This window comes from Nocardia sp. CC227C, assembly GCF_030767025.1.
Classification (GTDB): Bacteria; Actinomycetota; Actinomycetes; order Mycobacteriales; family Mycobacteriaceae; genus Nocardia.
Genome location: NZ_JASITE010000007.1, coordinates 1 through 13,693 on the forward strand (window position 1 = coordinate 1; position 13,693 = coordinate 13,693).

General features: G+C 70.9%; 13 protein-coding genes. 8 read left to right on the forward strand and 5 right to left on the reverse strand.

What is annotated here, in order from left to right:
• The first annotated feature begins 319 nt into the window (after positions 1 to 319).
• The 3 genes from QMO76_RS15450 to QMO76_RS15460 all read left to right on the forward strand — a co-directional run bounded on the left by QMO76_RS15450 (position 320) and on the right by QMO76_RS15460 (position 4,283).
• Positions 320 to 967, forward strand: coding sequence for a hypothetical protein (locus QMO76_RS15450; protein ID WP_306361992.1), 648 nt, complete (start codon positions 320 to 322; stop codon positions 965 to 967).
• Positions 968 to 1,134: 167 nt separating this feature from the next.
• Entirely contained in the window at positions 1,135 to 3,159 is a 2,025-nt protein-coding gene (locus QMO76_RS15455) for a M13 family metallopeptidase (protein WP_306361993.1), read from the forward strand.
• Between the two features lie 398 nt (positions 3,160 to 3,557).
• Positions 3,558 to 4,283, forward strand: coding sequence for a hypothetical protein (locus tag QMO76_RS15460; RefSeq protein ID WP_306361994.1), 726 nt, complete (start codon positions 3,558 to 3,560; stop codon positions 4,281 to 4,283).
• Here the strand turns inward: QMO76_RS15460 and QMO76_RS15465 are convergent.
• A complete protein-coding gene (locus tag QMO76_RS15465; protein ID WP_306361995.1) occupies positions 4,280 to 5,404 on the reverse strand; it encodes an erythromycin esterase family protein in 1,125 nt (374 codons plus the stop codon). The genes QMO76_RS15460 and QMO76_RS15465 overlap by 4 nt on opposite strands.
• A gap of 81 nt (positions 5,405 to 5,485) precedes the next feature.
• Between QMO76_RS15465 and QMO76_RS15470 the strand changes: the two genes are divergently transcribed.
• Both QMO76_RS15470 and QMO76_RS15475 read left to right on the forward strand, forming a co-directional pair.
• Complete coding sequence (locus QMO76_RS15470) at positions 5,486 to 6,181, forward strand: TioE family transcriptional regulator (RefSeq protein WP_306361996.1); 696 nt, start codon at positions 5,486 to 5,488, stop codon at positions 6,179 to 6,181.
• 90 nt (positions 6,182 to 6,271) lie between these two features.
• The gene (locus tag QMO76_RS15475) at positions 6,272 to 7,297 is read left to right on the forward strand and encodes an alpha/beta hydrolase (RefSeq protein WP_372341997.1); all 1,026 of its coding nucleotides are present in this window, start codon (positions 6,272 to 6,274) and stop codon (positions 7,295 to 7,297) included.
• Between the two features lie 24 nt (positions 7,298 to 7,321).
• Here the strand turns inward: QMO76_RS15475 and QMO76_RS15480 are convergent, their stop codons facing one another.
• Entirely contained in the window at positions 7,322 to 8,074 is a 753-nt protein-coding gene (locus QMO76_RS15480; RefSeq protein WP_306361997.1) for an alpha/beta fold hydrolase, read from the reverse strand.
• Between the two features lie 78 nt (positions 8,075 to 8,152).
• On the opposite strand from QMO76_RS15480, the gene QMO76_RS15485 reads away from it, so the two are divergent.
• Complete coding sequence (locus QMO76_RS15485; protein WP_306361998.1) at positions 8,153 to 8,758, forward strand: TetR/AcrR family transcriptional regulator; 606 nt, start codon at positions 8,153 to 8,155, stop codon at positions 8,756 to 8,758.
• Between the two features lie 63 nt (positions 8,759 to 8,821).
• On the opposite strand, the gene QMO76_RS15490 is transcribed toward QMO76_RS15485, so the two are convergent.
• Positions 8,822 to 9,700, reverse strand: coding sequence for an LLM class flavin-dependent oxidoreductase (locus QMO76_RS15490; protein ID WP_306361999.1), 879 nt, complete (start codon positions 9,698 to 9,700; stop codon positions 8,822 to 8,824).
• A gap of 48 nt (positions 9,701 to 9,748) precedes the next feature.
• Positions 9,749 to 10,630, reverse strand: a complete 882-nt coding sequence (locus QMO76_RS15495) for an alpha/beta fold hydrolase (RefSeq protein ID WP_306362000.1) — start codon at positions 10,628 to 10,630, stop codon at positions 9,749 to 9,751.
• A 95-nt stretch (positions 10,631 to 10,725) separates the two neighbouring features.
• Between QMO76_RS15495 and QMO76_RS15500 the strand changes: the two genes are divergently transcribed.
• Both QMO76_RS15500 and QMO76_RS15505 read left to right on the forward strand, forming a co-directional pair.
• The gene (locus QMO76_RS15500; protein WP_306362001.1) at positions 10,726 to 11,565 is read left to right on the forward strand and encodes an N-formylglutamate amidohydrolase; all 840 of its coding nucleotides are present in this window, start codon (positions 10,726 to 10,728) and stop codon (positions 11,563 to 11,565) included.
• A 40-nt stretch (positions 11,566 to 11,605) separates the two neighbouring features.
• Entirely contained in the window at positions 11,606 to 12,610 is a 1,005-nt protein-coding gene (locus QMO76_RS15505) for a malate dehydrogenase (RefSeq protein ID WP_306362002.1), read from the forward strand.
• Positions 12,611 to 12,625: 15 nt separating this feature from the next.
• Here the strand turns inward: QMO76_RS15505 and QMO76_RS15510 are convergent, their stop codons facing one another.
• Complete coding sequence (locus QMO76_RS15510; RefSeq protein WP_306362003.1) at positions 12,626 to 13,498, reverse strand: TIGR03619 family F420-dependent LLM class oxidoreductase; 873 nt, start codon at positions 13,496 to 13,498, stop codon at positions 12,626 to 12,628.
• Positions 13,499 to 13,693: the final 195 nt, after the last annotated feature.

Here is a 13,693-nt window from a genome sequence, read left to right on the forward strand (position 1 = left end):
CCGAGCGGGGTGTGCCACTCGTGAGTCGCGCTTCCGAGCGGGGTGTGCCACTCGTGAGTCGCGCCTCTGAGCGGGGGTGTGCCACCTCGTGAACCGCGCCTCTGCCCGCGGCGTGCCACTGCGTGAGCCGCGGCCCCGAGCGGGGCGTGGCACCGCGCGGGTCGCGGTGCCGAGCGGTGCTGCGGAAGAGGGGGTTCGGTCGAGTCCGTGAGCGAAGGCGGGCAGATTCGGCGGGGATGCTGGTAGCGTCCCCGTCGGTGTGCGGGCCGCCGCGTCCGCTAGGTCGTACACCCACCGTGAACTGGATGAATGCGCACCCGTGACTGAACAACCGAAACTCGGGCCCACCCCGGCGGTGGGGTTGGACCTCATCGCTCCCGAAATGTACGCCCCCGCGCTGCGGCGTTTGGCGCTGGCCGCGCTGGGCGTGGGGATTGGCGTCGGCCTGCTCACGGCCGTCTTCGTCGGCTGGCCGATCGCGCTGGCGGTGGCGCTGGCGCTCGGGCTGCCGACCGCCCTGTACGCCCTCGCCGCGCAGCGTCGCCGAATGTCGCTGTCGGGCACCGTGATCCACGCCCGGACCTGGCGCGGGGAGCATACGCTCGATATCGCCGCCGCCACCGGAGTGGAGGTGCTGGTCTACTCCGGCCGCCTCAGCCGCGTGGTCCTGCGCGTCACCGCCGCGGCCGACACCCGCATCGTCCCGCTGGCCATGTACACCGACGCCGGGGGCGGCCGCGAACTCCATCTGCTGGGCCTGCGCCGCCTGGCCGACGCCCTCGCCGCCTGCCCCCTGGCCGCCGCGCTGGCCGTATCGGGCGTGCTGGTGCACCAGTTGCGCGCCGAGGCCCGCGACGCCGTGGCCGAGGAGCGCCCCCTCTACCGGGCCGCCCGCATGGTCCGTGACCGCGACGCGGTGCAACCGGTGGTGCTCAGCGATCGCGATATCGCCGAACTCGTGAAATAGTCGCCCGCGGGTAGCCGGGATCGGCCGCGGGTCGGGGTGCGGGTCAGGGTCCGGTCAGGGTGAGATCATCCGGCAGCCCGATCACACCGCCGCCACGTGCCCTTATTGTCGTGAATATGACTGGGCGCGACAGAGTTTCGGGAGAGCATCCGCACAGACCCTGCCGGTTGGACCGGCGTCGGTTCCTCGCCACGACCGCGTCGGTACCGCTGCTGGTGGCTCTGGCCGCGTGCACGTCGGCCGCGCCGCGCCGCGCCACCGGCCCGGATCTGACCGGGCTGGACGCGGCCGTCCGACCACAGGACGACCTGTACCGGCATGTGAACGGCGCGTGGCTGCGCGACGTCGAACTGCCCGCCGACAAGCCCGCCCACGGCGCCTTCGAGGAACTCATCGAACGCACCGAGGACCGGCTGCGGGAACTGCTGGAGGAGCTGTCCGTGGCGCGGCCGGGCACCGACGAGCAGCGGCTGCAGCGGCTCTACCGCGGCTTCCTCGATACCGACGCCCGCGACCGCGCCGGCATCGAACCACTCGCCGACCTGCTGGCGGAGCTGGAGAAGGCAACGGACAAGCCCGAACTCGCTCGCCTCATGGGCAAGCTCACCACCCTCGGCGTAGCCGGGCCGATCGGTGTCCGCATCCAGCCCGATCGCAAGGATCCGAGTCGGCACCGGGCGTATCTGGTGCAGTCCGGACTCGGCATGCCCGACCGTTCCTTCTATCTCGACGCGGAATACGACGCCCAGCGCGGTGCGTACCGCACCTACCTCGAACGCATCGCCGCCGCGGCGGGCATGGCGGCCCCGGCCGAACTCGCCACCCGCACACTCGCGCTGGAGACCGAGATCGCCCGCGGCCATGTGGATCTGACGGCTCTCATCGCCTCCCTGTCCTCGTACCAGCCGTACCCGTGGCGGCAACTGCCGGAACTGGCACCGGGATTCGACTGGGACGCCTGGCTGGCCGGCGTGACCGACGCACCGGGGGCCTTCGACACCGTCGTGGCCGACCAGCCCGGCCACCTCACCGCGACGGCACGGCTGTGGGCGGCCACCGATATCGCCACCCTGCGCGACTACCTGCGGCTGCTGGTCGTCACCCGCTACGCGCCCACGCTGTCGGCCCCGTTCACCGAGGCGCACTTCGAATTCTTCGACCGCACGCTACAGGGCACCCGGCAGCCGCCGCCGCGGTGGCGCACCGCGCTCACGGTGGTGCGGGAACGCCTCGGCGACGCCCTCGGCCGCCGGTACGCCGAACGGCACTTCCCGGCCGAATCCCGCGCCCGCGTCGAGGAATTGGTCACCGACCTGCTCAGCGCCTACCGCACCGCCCTGTCCGAGACCGAGTGGATGTCCGAAGCCACCCGCCGGGAGGCGCTCGCCAAGGTGGACGGGGTGGTGCCCCTGGTCGGTCACCCCGAACGGTGGCGCGACTACGACGGGCTCGAATTCCCCGACGGCACGCTGATCGCCGCCCTGCGCGCCGCGGACACCTTCGAATTCCGCTGGCAGCTGGCGAAACTCGGCCGACCGGTGGACCGCTCGGAATGGACCATGCTGACCTCCGCCGACGTGAACGCCAGCTACAGCTGGGAACTCAATCACATCTGCCTCCCGGCGGCCATCCTCCAGCCCCCGTTCTTCGATCCGGATGCCGACGCGGCGGTGAACCACGGCGGCATCGGTATGGTGATCGCCCACGAGATGGGGCACGGGTTCGACAGCGGCGGTTCGAAATTCGATGCCGGCGGCAGCCTGCGCGACTGGTGGACCGCGGCGGACAAGGCCGCCTTCGAGGCCAAGACCCGGCTGGTGATCGAGCAGTACGACCCGCTGGTTCCGGCGGGGCTGGCCCCGGAGCAGCATGTCGACGGGGCGCTCACCGTCATCGAGAATCTGGCCGATCTGCGCGGTCTCGCCACGGCGCTGGCCGCCTTCCGGCTGGCGGAGCGGCGGCGCGGCAACTCGACCCCCGACTACCGTCCGGTCTTCCTCGCCTACGCCCGCATCTGGCGGCACGCGGCGAGCCCGGAGTACACGGCCACCATGCTCGCGCTCGATTCGCACGCACCCGCCGAATTCCGGGTGAACCAGGTGGTGCGCAATATGCCGGAGTTCTACACCGCGTTCGAGGTGCGGCCGTCGGATCGGCTGTATCTGGCGGAGACCGCGCGGGTCGCCATGTGACACTCCGCCGCCGGGTTGGCCGAACGTGTCGGCGGGGTGGGGGAGAATCGGCACACCACCGCCCGTCGAAAGGATCGCCCGTGCGCAGCCGCCCGCCGAGTCCCGCCCGCCGCACCCGCGAGCCGGAGGCGTAGGCGACGGTGGCGGTGTTCGACGCGCAGGCGCTCATCGATTCCGGCCGGCGCCGCATCTGCGAAGGATGCGGCTTTCTGGTCGGGACGGATACGCCCCGCTGCCCGCGCTGCGGGCATACGGCCGCTACCCAGCCGACGGCACCGGCCCGGCCGACGACGCCCGCCCAACCGACAGCACACGCGGACCCGATGCCGCCTGCCCAACCGACAGCACGCGCGCAGCCGACGACGCCCGCCAGCCGGGTATCCCGCACGCGCGCCACGGTGTCCCGCACGCGGGCGGCCCGGTTCGACGCCGCCGTCGGGGACGGCGAGGTCACCGAGTACGGCCTGGGCGGTATGGCCGGGGTGCCGGACCGCACGATCTGGATCGTCTCCCACGGTATTCCGAAGACTCAGGGCTCCATGGTCGCGATCGGACCCGGCCGGCTCCGGGCCGCCGACAAGGACATGTACGTCTGGCGCGACACCATCGCCGCGGATGCGCTGCTCCAGGCGGGCATCCGCTGGCAGCCCATCGACGCGCCGGTGCACATCGACGTGTGCTTCACCCTGCCCTTCCCGCAGCGCTTCGAGGACCAGTCGGAGCGGATCACCGGTTCCGGCACCGAGCACCCGCCCCGCATACCCGCCATGCAGACACCCGACCGCGACAAACTGCTGCGCGCGGTGCAGGACGCGCTCTCCCTGCCCAATCCCGGCAATCGCAGCGAGGCCGAATCCCAGGGGATGGCCAGCCGGTTCAAACTGGTCGCCGACGATTCCCGCTTCGTCTACGGCTCGGAGGCGAAGACCTATCCGCGCCCCGGACACACGCATTCCTGGGCCCTGGACCGGCCGGGCGCGGTGATCCGACTGACCATGATCGACGCCGACGTCGACCCCATGCCCCGCCCCACCCTGCGCGATCCCGGCGCACTCCCACCCCGGGTGGCGACCCTGCACGAGGAGGTCGTACGCCGCAATCGCCTGTCGAGCCTGGGCGGTTAGGCGATGTGCAGCACCGCGTCCATGCCCGCCAGGATGGTCGGGTCCAGTGGGAAGTAGCCCTGTGGCTGGGTGACGTCGGTGCGGACGCGGGCGGTGGGGAGGTCGGCGACGGGCAGCAGGCCCCAGGTGGGGAAGCGGTGCTGGAGGAAGCCTTCGAAGGTGTCGGGGGCGGGTTCGCCCAGGTCGATGGCCTCGCTGTGGCCCAGGCTGCCCGCGATGAAGGTGTAGCGGTCACCGAGGAACTGGGCCGCGATGGCTCCGGTGGGGGACCAGGTGATGTCGAGTTCGCCCATGGGCATATGCGTCACCGTGCGCTGTAGGTGACTGTTGTGGGCGAAGACCAGGGTGGGGCCGCGGTCGGCCTCGATATCGCGGATCTCGAGCAGATTCTGTGCCATGAGCACATCCCGGGTGCCGCTCAGCAGGGAGATCCGGGCCTCGGGCTCGAGTCGGCGGGCGGCCTGGCGGTGGTAGCGGAGCAGCCCCAACGCGGCGGTGAGATTGGCGCGGGCGCGCAGCCATTGGGCGCGTGAGGTTTTCGCGATCAGTGCGGGGGCGCGCCCGTACAACTGGCTGAGCAGGTCGTCACCGATCGTCGCCAGCTTCTCGGCCTCGGCGGTCGCGCCGGGTGACATCGCCGGGTCCAGGACCGCCTCCGTGCGACTCCAGCGCTCGTCCGCGCCGAGCAGGTCGGTCAGGTCGAGGTCGAGTTCCAGGTAGTCCCGGGCGAATTCGAGGTAGCGGCGGGGGCCGGGGGCGCTCATGGTCTCCAGCGGGGCGTCGATGCCGTGGCAGGCCACCCGCTGCTCGGGCGGTCGGCCCTCGTTGTACTCGCGCAGCCAGGCGACCAGGTCGCGATTGGCCTCCAGCTCGCCGAAGTCGTGCGAGATGCCCTCGCGCAGCGCCGTATCGAGATCGCCGACGCCCTCCTGGACGAAATCGTCCACGACGAAACCGGCGACCCGATCGGATTCCAGCGCGAAGGAGCGGAAGCCGCTGTCCACCAGGCGGGCGAACAGATCGTTGCGCAGCCGTGCGAAGGCGGGTTCGAAATGCGTGGGTTCACCCAGACCCACGAGGTCACATGACGGGGGTACGAAAGCGCGAATGTCCTGGCTCATGTGTTTCGATCGTATCGTTGAAACCTCGGTTGAAACCTGTCGGCCGGTTACCGCGTGTTCGCCGAGTAAAGTCTCAAATCGATGGTCACCCTGCGCCCCGCCGATCTCGCGCGCGAGCACGGCATCTCGACCCAGGCCGTCCGCAATTACGAGCGGGACGGCTTCCTGCCGCCCGCGCGGCGCACCCCCAGCGGCTACCGGGTCTACACCGAGGCGCACGCGGCGGCCCTGCGCGCCTACCTCGCGCTGATCCCGGCATTCGGGCACGCGGCCGGCGGCCGGATCATGAACGCCGTGCACGAGGGTGCGCTCGAGGACGCGCTGGCGGTCGTCGACCGCGGGCACGGGCAGTTGCAGCGCGACCGGGAGACCCTGGTCTCGGTGCGGGCGGCGGTCGAGCAGCTGACCGCGCGGTCGCGTGCGGTCACCGGGCGGGCCGGTACCCGCACCATCGGCGAGCTGGCGCGGCTGCTCGGGCTCACCCCGGCGACCCTGCGCAAGTGGGAGGAGGCGGGCATTCTGGTTCCGGACCGCGAACCGGTGACCGACTACCGGCTGTACCGCCCGGCCGATGTCCGCGATGCCGAACTCGCACACCTGCTCCGGCGCGGCGGGTATCCGCTGGGGTACATCGCGACGGTGGTCCAGCAGGTTCGCGCGGCGGGTGGCACGGATCGACTGGCCGCGGCGCTGGACGGGTGGCAGCGGCAGCTCACCGCGCGCGGCGTCGCCATGCTCGAGGCGGCCGGGGAGCTCGGACGGTACCTGCGTGCCTAGGGCGTCGATGCCGGGCCGCGCGGTTGACCGGGCGGTTACGGTACCGGGGTGATTCGTCGAAACCTCCCGCCCGGCAGGCGGGCCGCCGCACTGATCGCCGCGCTCGTCGCTCTCGCCGGAATCGGATTCGCGGCCCCCACCGCCGCGGCGGGCGATCCGGTCATGGATTCGCGACAGCTGCTGGCCGATCCGGTCGCGCCGGACGGTTCCCGGATCATGAAGGTGACCTTCACCGACGACCGCACGCTGCGGCTGTTCGTGTACTCGGCGGCGATGGAACAGTACTTCCCGGTCGATGTGCAGCGCCCGGCCGACGCGTCGGTGCCGCGGCCGACCCTGTATCTGCTCAATGGCGCGGACGGCGGTGAGGGCACGGCGAATTGGCGGTCCAAAACCGATATCGTCGCCGGTTTCCTCGCCGACAAGAATGTGAACGTGGTGCAGCCGATCGGCGGCGCGTTCACCTACTACACCGATTGGATCGCGCCCGACCCGGAGCGCGGAAAGATCAAGTGGCGCACCTTCTTCACCGAGGAGCTACCTCCGCTCATCGATGCCGCGTTGGGCACCAGCGGCGTCAATGCCGTTGCCGGACTGTCGACTTCTGGCACCGCCGTGCTCAACCTGCCCATCCACAAGCCCGGCCTGTACCGCGCGGTCGCCGCCTACTCCGGCTGCGCCCAGTCCGCCGACCCCGTCGGCCGCGAGTTCATCAAGCTGGCCGTGGAGGTGTGGGGCGGCGGCGACGTCGAGAACATGTACGGCCCCGTCGGCGCCCCCGCCTGGACCGAGAACGACCCCGTCGTCCATGCCGACGGGCTCCGCGGCCTCGACCTGTACCTGTCCACCGGCAACGGTCTCCCCGGCGTCCACGATGTGCTGGACAGCAAGTACTCCGCCGGCAGCGGCCCCCGCGTCCTCGCCAACCAGCTCCTCGTCGGCGGGGTCATCGAAGGGGCCACCAACTACTGCACCCGTAACCTGAAGGCCCGCTTGGACGCCCTGAACATCCCCGCCACCTACAATTTCCGTCCCTCCGGCACCCACTCCTGGGGCTACTGGCACGACGATTTCATCGACTCCTGGCCCGTGCTGGCCCGCGGCATGGGCCTGTAGCCACGCCTGCGCCGAACGGAGCGATCACGACCCGCCGACCCGGCTCCGCGCGGCGACCCGTTCACCCAGTTCGCGCTCGCGCCTGAGGTGGCGGCATTCCGCGGCGATGGCGGCGGCCAAGGCCGCGGGTTGGTCTCGGGCCACCAGATGCCCGGCCTGGGGGACCTCGGTCACCGCGGCGTGCGGGGCCGTGTCGCGGAAGCGGGTGACGTCGTCGTCGGACAGCGGTGTGTCGGTGCCGGCGCGGACCAATCGGATGGGGAGGTCCAGGGCGGCGGTGAGCTGCCGCAGGCGCGGCAGCTGGGCGAGGATGTCGTCGACGAGTTCGGTGTAGCCGTCGAGCACACCGGCGTCGGCGAGGAAGCGCCGAGCGCGGGCGGGGTCGACATCGGCAACGACATCCACCAGGACCAGCCGCGCCACCCGGTCGCGCACCGCCGGATCCGCCAGGGCGGCGAGGGCGGCGAGCCCGCCCAGGGAAGCGCCGACCACCAGGCAGCCCGGCGGTTCGGCGAGCACCATCGCGCCGGCATCGGCCGCGCAGGGCGCGAAGGTCGTGCGCTCGCCGCCGGATTCGCCATGGCCGCGCTGGTCGTAGGCCACGCACCGGAACCCGGCGGCCGAGAGCAGGCTCATGACCGGAGCCCAGACCTGCCGCTGTTCACCACCGGCGTGCAGCAGCAGGACGGACGGTCCGGTACCGATCTCCTCGCCGCGCAGGACCACCGCGTCGGGGCGGGTGAGGTGTCTGGGTCGAGAAGTGGCTGGGTCGGTCATGGCCGGTCCTCCTACCTTGTGGTGTCAAGGTAGAACCGTAGGCGGGGTGCCTTGGTGCGTCAAGGTAAGGTGGCGGGTGTGACCGCATCGCGTATCCGCCGCGCCCCCGACGAAGCACGTCGGCTGATCCTGGACGCCGCCGAACGGCTGCTCGCCGAAGGCGGGGTGGCGGCGGTCCAGGTTCGTGCCGTCGCGACCACGGTCGGCATGACCGATGCGGGGGTCAACCACCACTTCGGCAATCGGGACCGGCTGCTGGAGGCGCTGCTGCGCCACGGCGGCCGCAAGATCCGGGCCGGACTGCGGCAGGTGCTGGACTCGTGGCTCGACCGCGACGCAGACCTCGGTGAACTGGTCGAGGCCCTGGCGGGCTTCTACCGGCAGGGTTACGGGGAACTGGCCGTCGCCCTGCACGCCGCGGGCTGGCGCGATACCGAATCGGGCATGCTCACCCCCGTCGTCGACGCCCTGCACGCCCTGCGGCCCGGTGCCGCCGACATTCCGGTCGACGACACCCGGCTGGCCGTCGCGGCACTGCATCAGGCGCTCGCCACCGAACCGCTCTACGGATCGGCTTTCCGTCGCAGCGCCGGTCTCACCGGGCGGGCGGCCGATTCTGCTGACGTCCAGCTCGACTGGTGGACAAAGCAACTGGCCCACTCGCTAGGGCTGGGCGAGCGCTAGCATCGCTGCGTTCCGGACGGATCGGCCGTACCGGCATCCGATCGGCGCGGCCTGGCCGCCGCACTACCCTCGGGGGACCAACGGCCGGACCCGGTCGGCGACGAAGCGGATGAAACCCTCCGGATCGGGTTCGTCGGCGGTGGGTTCGAGGATGACGCTGGTGGCACCGGCCTCGGACCAGCGGGCAACGGCGTCGGCCACGGCGTGGGCGTCCCCGGCCACGCCGATGCCCGCGATGGCGTCGCGCCGGTCGGCGCGGAGTTCGGCGGCCACCCGGTCGGCCGCGTCCGGGCCGGTCGCGGCCAGGAGGTATACGACGATCGGGAACGGTTGGCCGGTAACGGCTTCGGGACGAGCGGCGGTGACGATCCGGGCGGCCTCGCGAATACCGTCGGCGGGAGTGGAGCTGGTGAGGATGACACCGTCGGCCGCCTCACCGACCAGCCGGAGGGTGCGGGGGCCGGTGGCGGCGGCCAGCACCGGCGGTGTCGCGCGGGGCGGCCAGTCCAGACCGACATCGTCGAGCGTGACGTAGCGGCCCTTGACCGTCAGCCGGTCACCGCGCAGCAGTCCGCGCAGGGCGTCGAGGTATTCGCGCAACAAGGTCACCGGGGAGGCGGCCCGCGCGCCCACCTGCCCCATCCAGTCCTGCACCCCGTGCCCGACACCCCAGATCCCGCGCCCGGGGAACAGCCGTTCCAGCGTGGCGATCTCCATGGCCGTCACGGCGACATTGCGCAGCGGCACCGGCAGCACCCCGACGCCGACCCGCACCCGCTCGGACCAGGCCAGCGCCGCCGCGGCGGTCGAGATACCGCCCTCGAGGAAGCAGTCCTCCCACAGCCACAATTCCTCGAGACCCGAATCATCCGCTGCCCGAACGACATCCCGCAGTCGCTCGGGCGGTTGCCGGGGACGGAACACCACGCCGAGGCTCGTCATCCTCCATGCCTACCAGAATCCGTGGTGACGTCGGATGAATTTCGGGCGTCACGCTCGGGCCGGCTCGTGGGTGCGCGCGAATTCCAGGAGGCGGGGGAGCACCCGGTCGGGGATCGCCCAGAGCATGTCGTGTCCGACGCCGGGGTAGGTCTCGATATCGGCGTCCGGCAGCAGTCGACGGACCTGGTCGGCCGCCCGCGCGGGATCGTGCACGACGGTGTCGCCGCCGAAAAGGACCAGCAGCGGCGCGGATATCGCGGCCAGCCGCTCATCGGGCAGCGGGCGGGCCATCGGCATGCCCGGCCGGAAGGCGAAACTCGCCAGCACCATGGCCCAGTCCGCTTCGGTGAGCCGGGTACGCGGGGCGATCCACGCGTTGAACTTCTCCATCTTCGCCCGGGTGGGCCGGAAGCCCGCGACGATGAACCGCCACAGCAGCCGCCGGCTCGGCCGGGCGAAAGTGGCCGGAGCCGGTTCCAGCAGGCTCAGACTCGCCACCCGATCACCGCGGTACGCCGCCGTCACCGCCGCCACCCACGCGCCCAGGGAGTATCCCGCCACGTGGACGCGATCAACCCCGAGCCCGGCGATCGTCTCGGCCGCCCAGTCCGCGATGGCGGCCTCGTCGCGCAGCGGGGCGGTCTGCTCGCAGCGCCCGGCCCAGCCCATGACATCGACCGCGTACACGGTGCGGTCGCGCGCCAGCTCCTCGATGCACTGGGACCAGAACAGCCCGTTGCCCTGCATGCCGGGGAGCAGGAACAGCGGCGTCCCGGCCCCGGCGCCCGATTTGCGGACTCGCGTTGTGCCGAAGGATGTTTCGACGTCGATATCGGTCGACGGAATCGGCCAAGCGGCCGCCGCGGCATCGTAGGCGCGCAGGTAGGTGTCCCGCGCGGCCTCGCTGGTGAACCGTCCGAGCTTGGCCATGATCTCCCCTAACCATCTTGATGGTACGAACATATCACGACGATGGTATGGACGTATCATCAACGGGTCGTTCGGATAGCGAAGGGAGACCACCGATGTCGCAGCCGTGTGTGATCCATCCGGGAGATTCGAGCAGTCCGGTGGTGTTGCACGTGCCGCACGCGGGACGCGAGATACCGCCCGAGGTGCGCGCCGGAATCGCGCTGTCCGAGCGGGCTCTCGCGGCCGAACTCGCCGAATCCACCGATACGGCAACCGATTCGATCGCCGCGACGGCCGCCGAGCGGACGGCGCGGCGGCCGTGGCGGGCGGTGCACCGGTACTCGCGGATGGTGGTGGATCCGGAACGCTTCCCCGACGCGAGCGAACCGATGCTGCGGTACGGGCGCGGCGCGGTATACGAACGCACTTGCGGCGGTGCGCCTTTGCGCACGGGCGCGGGGCCGACGGCCGACGAGCTGCTGGCGCGGTACTTCCATCCGTACGCCGCCGCCGTCGCCGCCCTGGTGCGGGAGCGACTGGCGGCCACCGGCGCGGCGGTGGTGATCGACGTGCACTCCTATCCCGCGCGCCCATCGGCATTCGAGGACGCCGCCCGGCCGCGCCCGGCGATCTGCGTCGGCACCGACGCGACCCACACCCCGCCTTGGCTCGCGGCCGCCGCACGGCGCGTGTTCGCGACGGCGGGCCCGGTCGACTTCGACACCCCGTACGCGGGTTGCTATGTCCCGCTGGTCCACTATCGGCGCGACCTCCGGGTCGCCGCCGTCATGATCGAGATCCGTCGCGACCTGTACCTCGACGCGCACGGCGAACCCCGGCACGCGGCCGTCGCCGATCTTGGTTCGATGCTCGCCGAACTGGCCGACGCCGCCACTGTCTACTCGCTCACGTCCGGCTCACGAACCGGGACCCGGCACGGTGAGCGTGGCTAGGGTGAACAGCGGAGTGTCCGACCAGCGCTAGGAGTTCGTCGTGAGCAGTGCCGCCCGTCCCGTGACCGTCACCGTGACCGGTGCCGCCGGACAGATCGCCTACGGCCTGCTGTTCCGGATCGCCTCCGGGGCCATGCTCGGACCGGACACTCCGGTGCGGCTGCGGCTGCTCGAAATCCCGGCCGCGGTGGGCTCGCTCGAGGGTGTCGCCATGGAACTCGAGGACGGCGCGTTCCCACTGCTGTCGTCGATCGACATCTCCGACGACCCGTGGATCGGCTTCGACGGGGCGAATATCGCGCTGCTCGTCGGCGCGCGTCCCCGCACCGCCGGAATGGAGCGCGGTGACCTGCTCGCCGCCAACGGCCCGATCTTCACCGATCAGGGCGCGGCCATCAATGCCAGTGCGGCCGACGACGTCAAGGTGCTGGTGATCGGAAACCCGGCCAATACCAACGCCTTCATCGCCGCGAGCAATGCACCCGACGTGCCCGCCGAGCGGTTCACCGCGCTGACCCGGCTGGACCACAATCGCGCCATCGCCCAGATCGCGAAGAAGACCGGTGTGCCCGCCGCCGATATCCACCGCATCGCGGTGTGGGGCAACCACTCCGCCACCCAGTACCCGGATATCAGCCACGCCACCGTGGCCGGACGGCCCGCACTGGAGATGATCGACGACCGCGCCTGGATCGAGCGGGACTTCATTCCCACGGTGCAGCAACGGGGTACGGCCATCATCCAGGCGCGCGGCGCGTCCTCGGCGGCGAGCGCGGCCAGCGCCGCCATCGACCACGTCCACGACTGGGTGCTGGGCAGCGCGGCCGGGGACTGGGTGTCCATGGCGGTGCCCTCGGACGGCTCCTACGGGGTGCCGGAAGGGCTGATCAGCTCGTTCCCGGTGACCTGCGCGGACGGTTCGCACACCATCGTCGGCGATCTCGCGATCGACGAATTCTCCCGGGCGCGTATCGATCTCAGTGTGGCCGAGCTCGCGAGCGAGCGGGACGCCGTCATCGAGCTCGGTTTCGCCAAGCGGTCCTGAGCCGGGTGCGACCGGTCAGCTCAGCTTGGCGATCACATTGTCGCCGTACCACTTCAGCTTGGTGATCTTGTCCGCCAGCGACTCGGTGTCGTGCTCCATGGCGTAGGAGTTGCGGAAGCCGACGATCAGATCGGTGATGCCCTTCTCCTCCAGACGCTTCACCCCGTCGGGGGTGTAGCCGTCGCGGGAGACGGCGTGGATCTCGAACGGAGTGGTCAGCTCGCGCTCGGCCCGCAGTTCCCCGATGCGCGCCAGGTACTTGTCCAGATCCTCCGCGCTGCCGCCCGCATGCATCCAGCCGTCGGACAGGCGCACCGCGCGCTTGAGCGCCGCGTCGGAGTGGCCGCCGATCAGAATGGGCAGCGGCTCGGTGGGAGCGGGGGTGAGCTTGATCCGCGGAATGTCGTAGAACTCGCCGTGGTATTCGAAGTACTCGCCGGTCGAGAGGCCGCGCACGATCTCGATGCACTCGTCGAGCCGCTTGCCGCGCTTCTCGAACGGCACGCCCATGATCTGGAAATCCTCCGGCCACGGGCTGATGCCCACCCCCAGGGCGAAGCGGTTGTTGCTCAGGCGGGCGAGGGAGCTCGCCTGCTTGGCCACCAGCACCGGCGGGCGGATGGGCAGCTTCAGCACGAACGGCGTCAGCCGCAGTGTGGTGGTGGCCGCCGCGATGGCCGCCGACAGTACGAAGGTCTCGATGAACGGTTTGCCGTCGAGGAATTCCCGATTGCCGTCCTTGGTGTAGGGGTACTTCGAGTCCGACTCCGCGGGGTAGGCGATGCTGTCGGCGACGGTCATGCTGTGGAATCCGGCGGCCTCCGCGGCCTGGGCCAGCGGGACGTAGTAGTCCGGATTGGTCATCGCCTCCGCATAGGTGAAGCGCATCGGGTCGTCCTCTCGACAGTGGGCGGGCGAAAACTAGAACAGATTCTAGTTCTTGCGCTGATGCTAGTCCCGCACCGCGGTGGACCGCGACCGAACCGGCGATCCGAATCCGGACGACGCACAGGCCCGGGGGTGCACAGTCAGTCGTAGTGCGTGCCGGCGGCGCGCGGCGACCGCGGTCCCGGTGTCCGAGAT

Bases quoted from the DNA above. Each gene is read 5' to 3' on its own strand.
- QMO76_RS15465 (WP_306361995.1), bottom strand. From the start codon at position 5,404: ATGAGCCAGGACATTCGCGCTTTCGTACCCCCGTCATGTGACCTCGTG.
- QMO76_RS15470 (WP_306361996.1), top strand. From the start codon at position 5,486: ATGGTCACCCTGCGCCCCGCCGATCTCGCGCGCGAGCACGGCATCTCG.
- QMO76_RS15480 (WP_306361997.1), bottom strand. From the start codon at position 8,074: ATGACCGACCCAGCCACTTCTCGACCCAGACACCTCACCCGCCCCGAC.
- QMO76_RS15490 (WP_306361999.1), bottom strand. From the start codon at position 9,700: ATGACGAGCCTCGGCGTGGTGTTCCGTCCCCGGCAACCGCCCGAGCGA.
- QMO76_RS15495 (WP_306362000.1), bottom strand. From the start codon at position 10,630: ATGGCCAAGCTCGGACGGTTCACCAGCGAGGCCGCGCGGGACACCTAC.
- QMO76_RS15500 (WP_306362001.1), top strand. From the start codon at position 10,726: ATGTCGCAGCCGTGTGTGATCCATCCGGGAGATTCGAGCAGTCCGGTG.
- QMO76_RS15510 (WP_306362003.1), bottom strand. From the start codon at position 13,498: ATGCGCTTCACCTATGCGGAGGCGATGACCAATCCGGACTACTACGTC.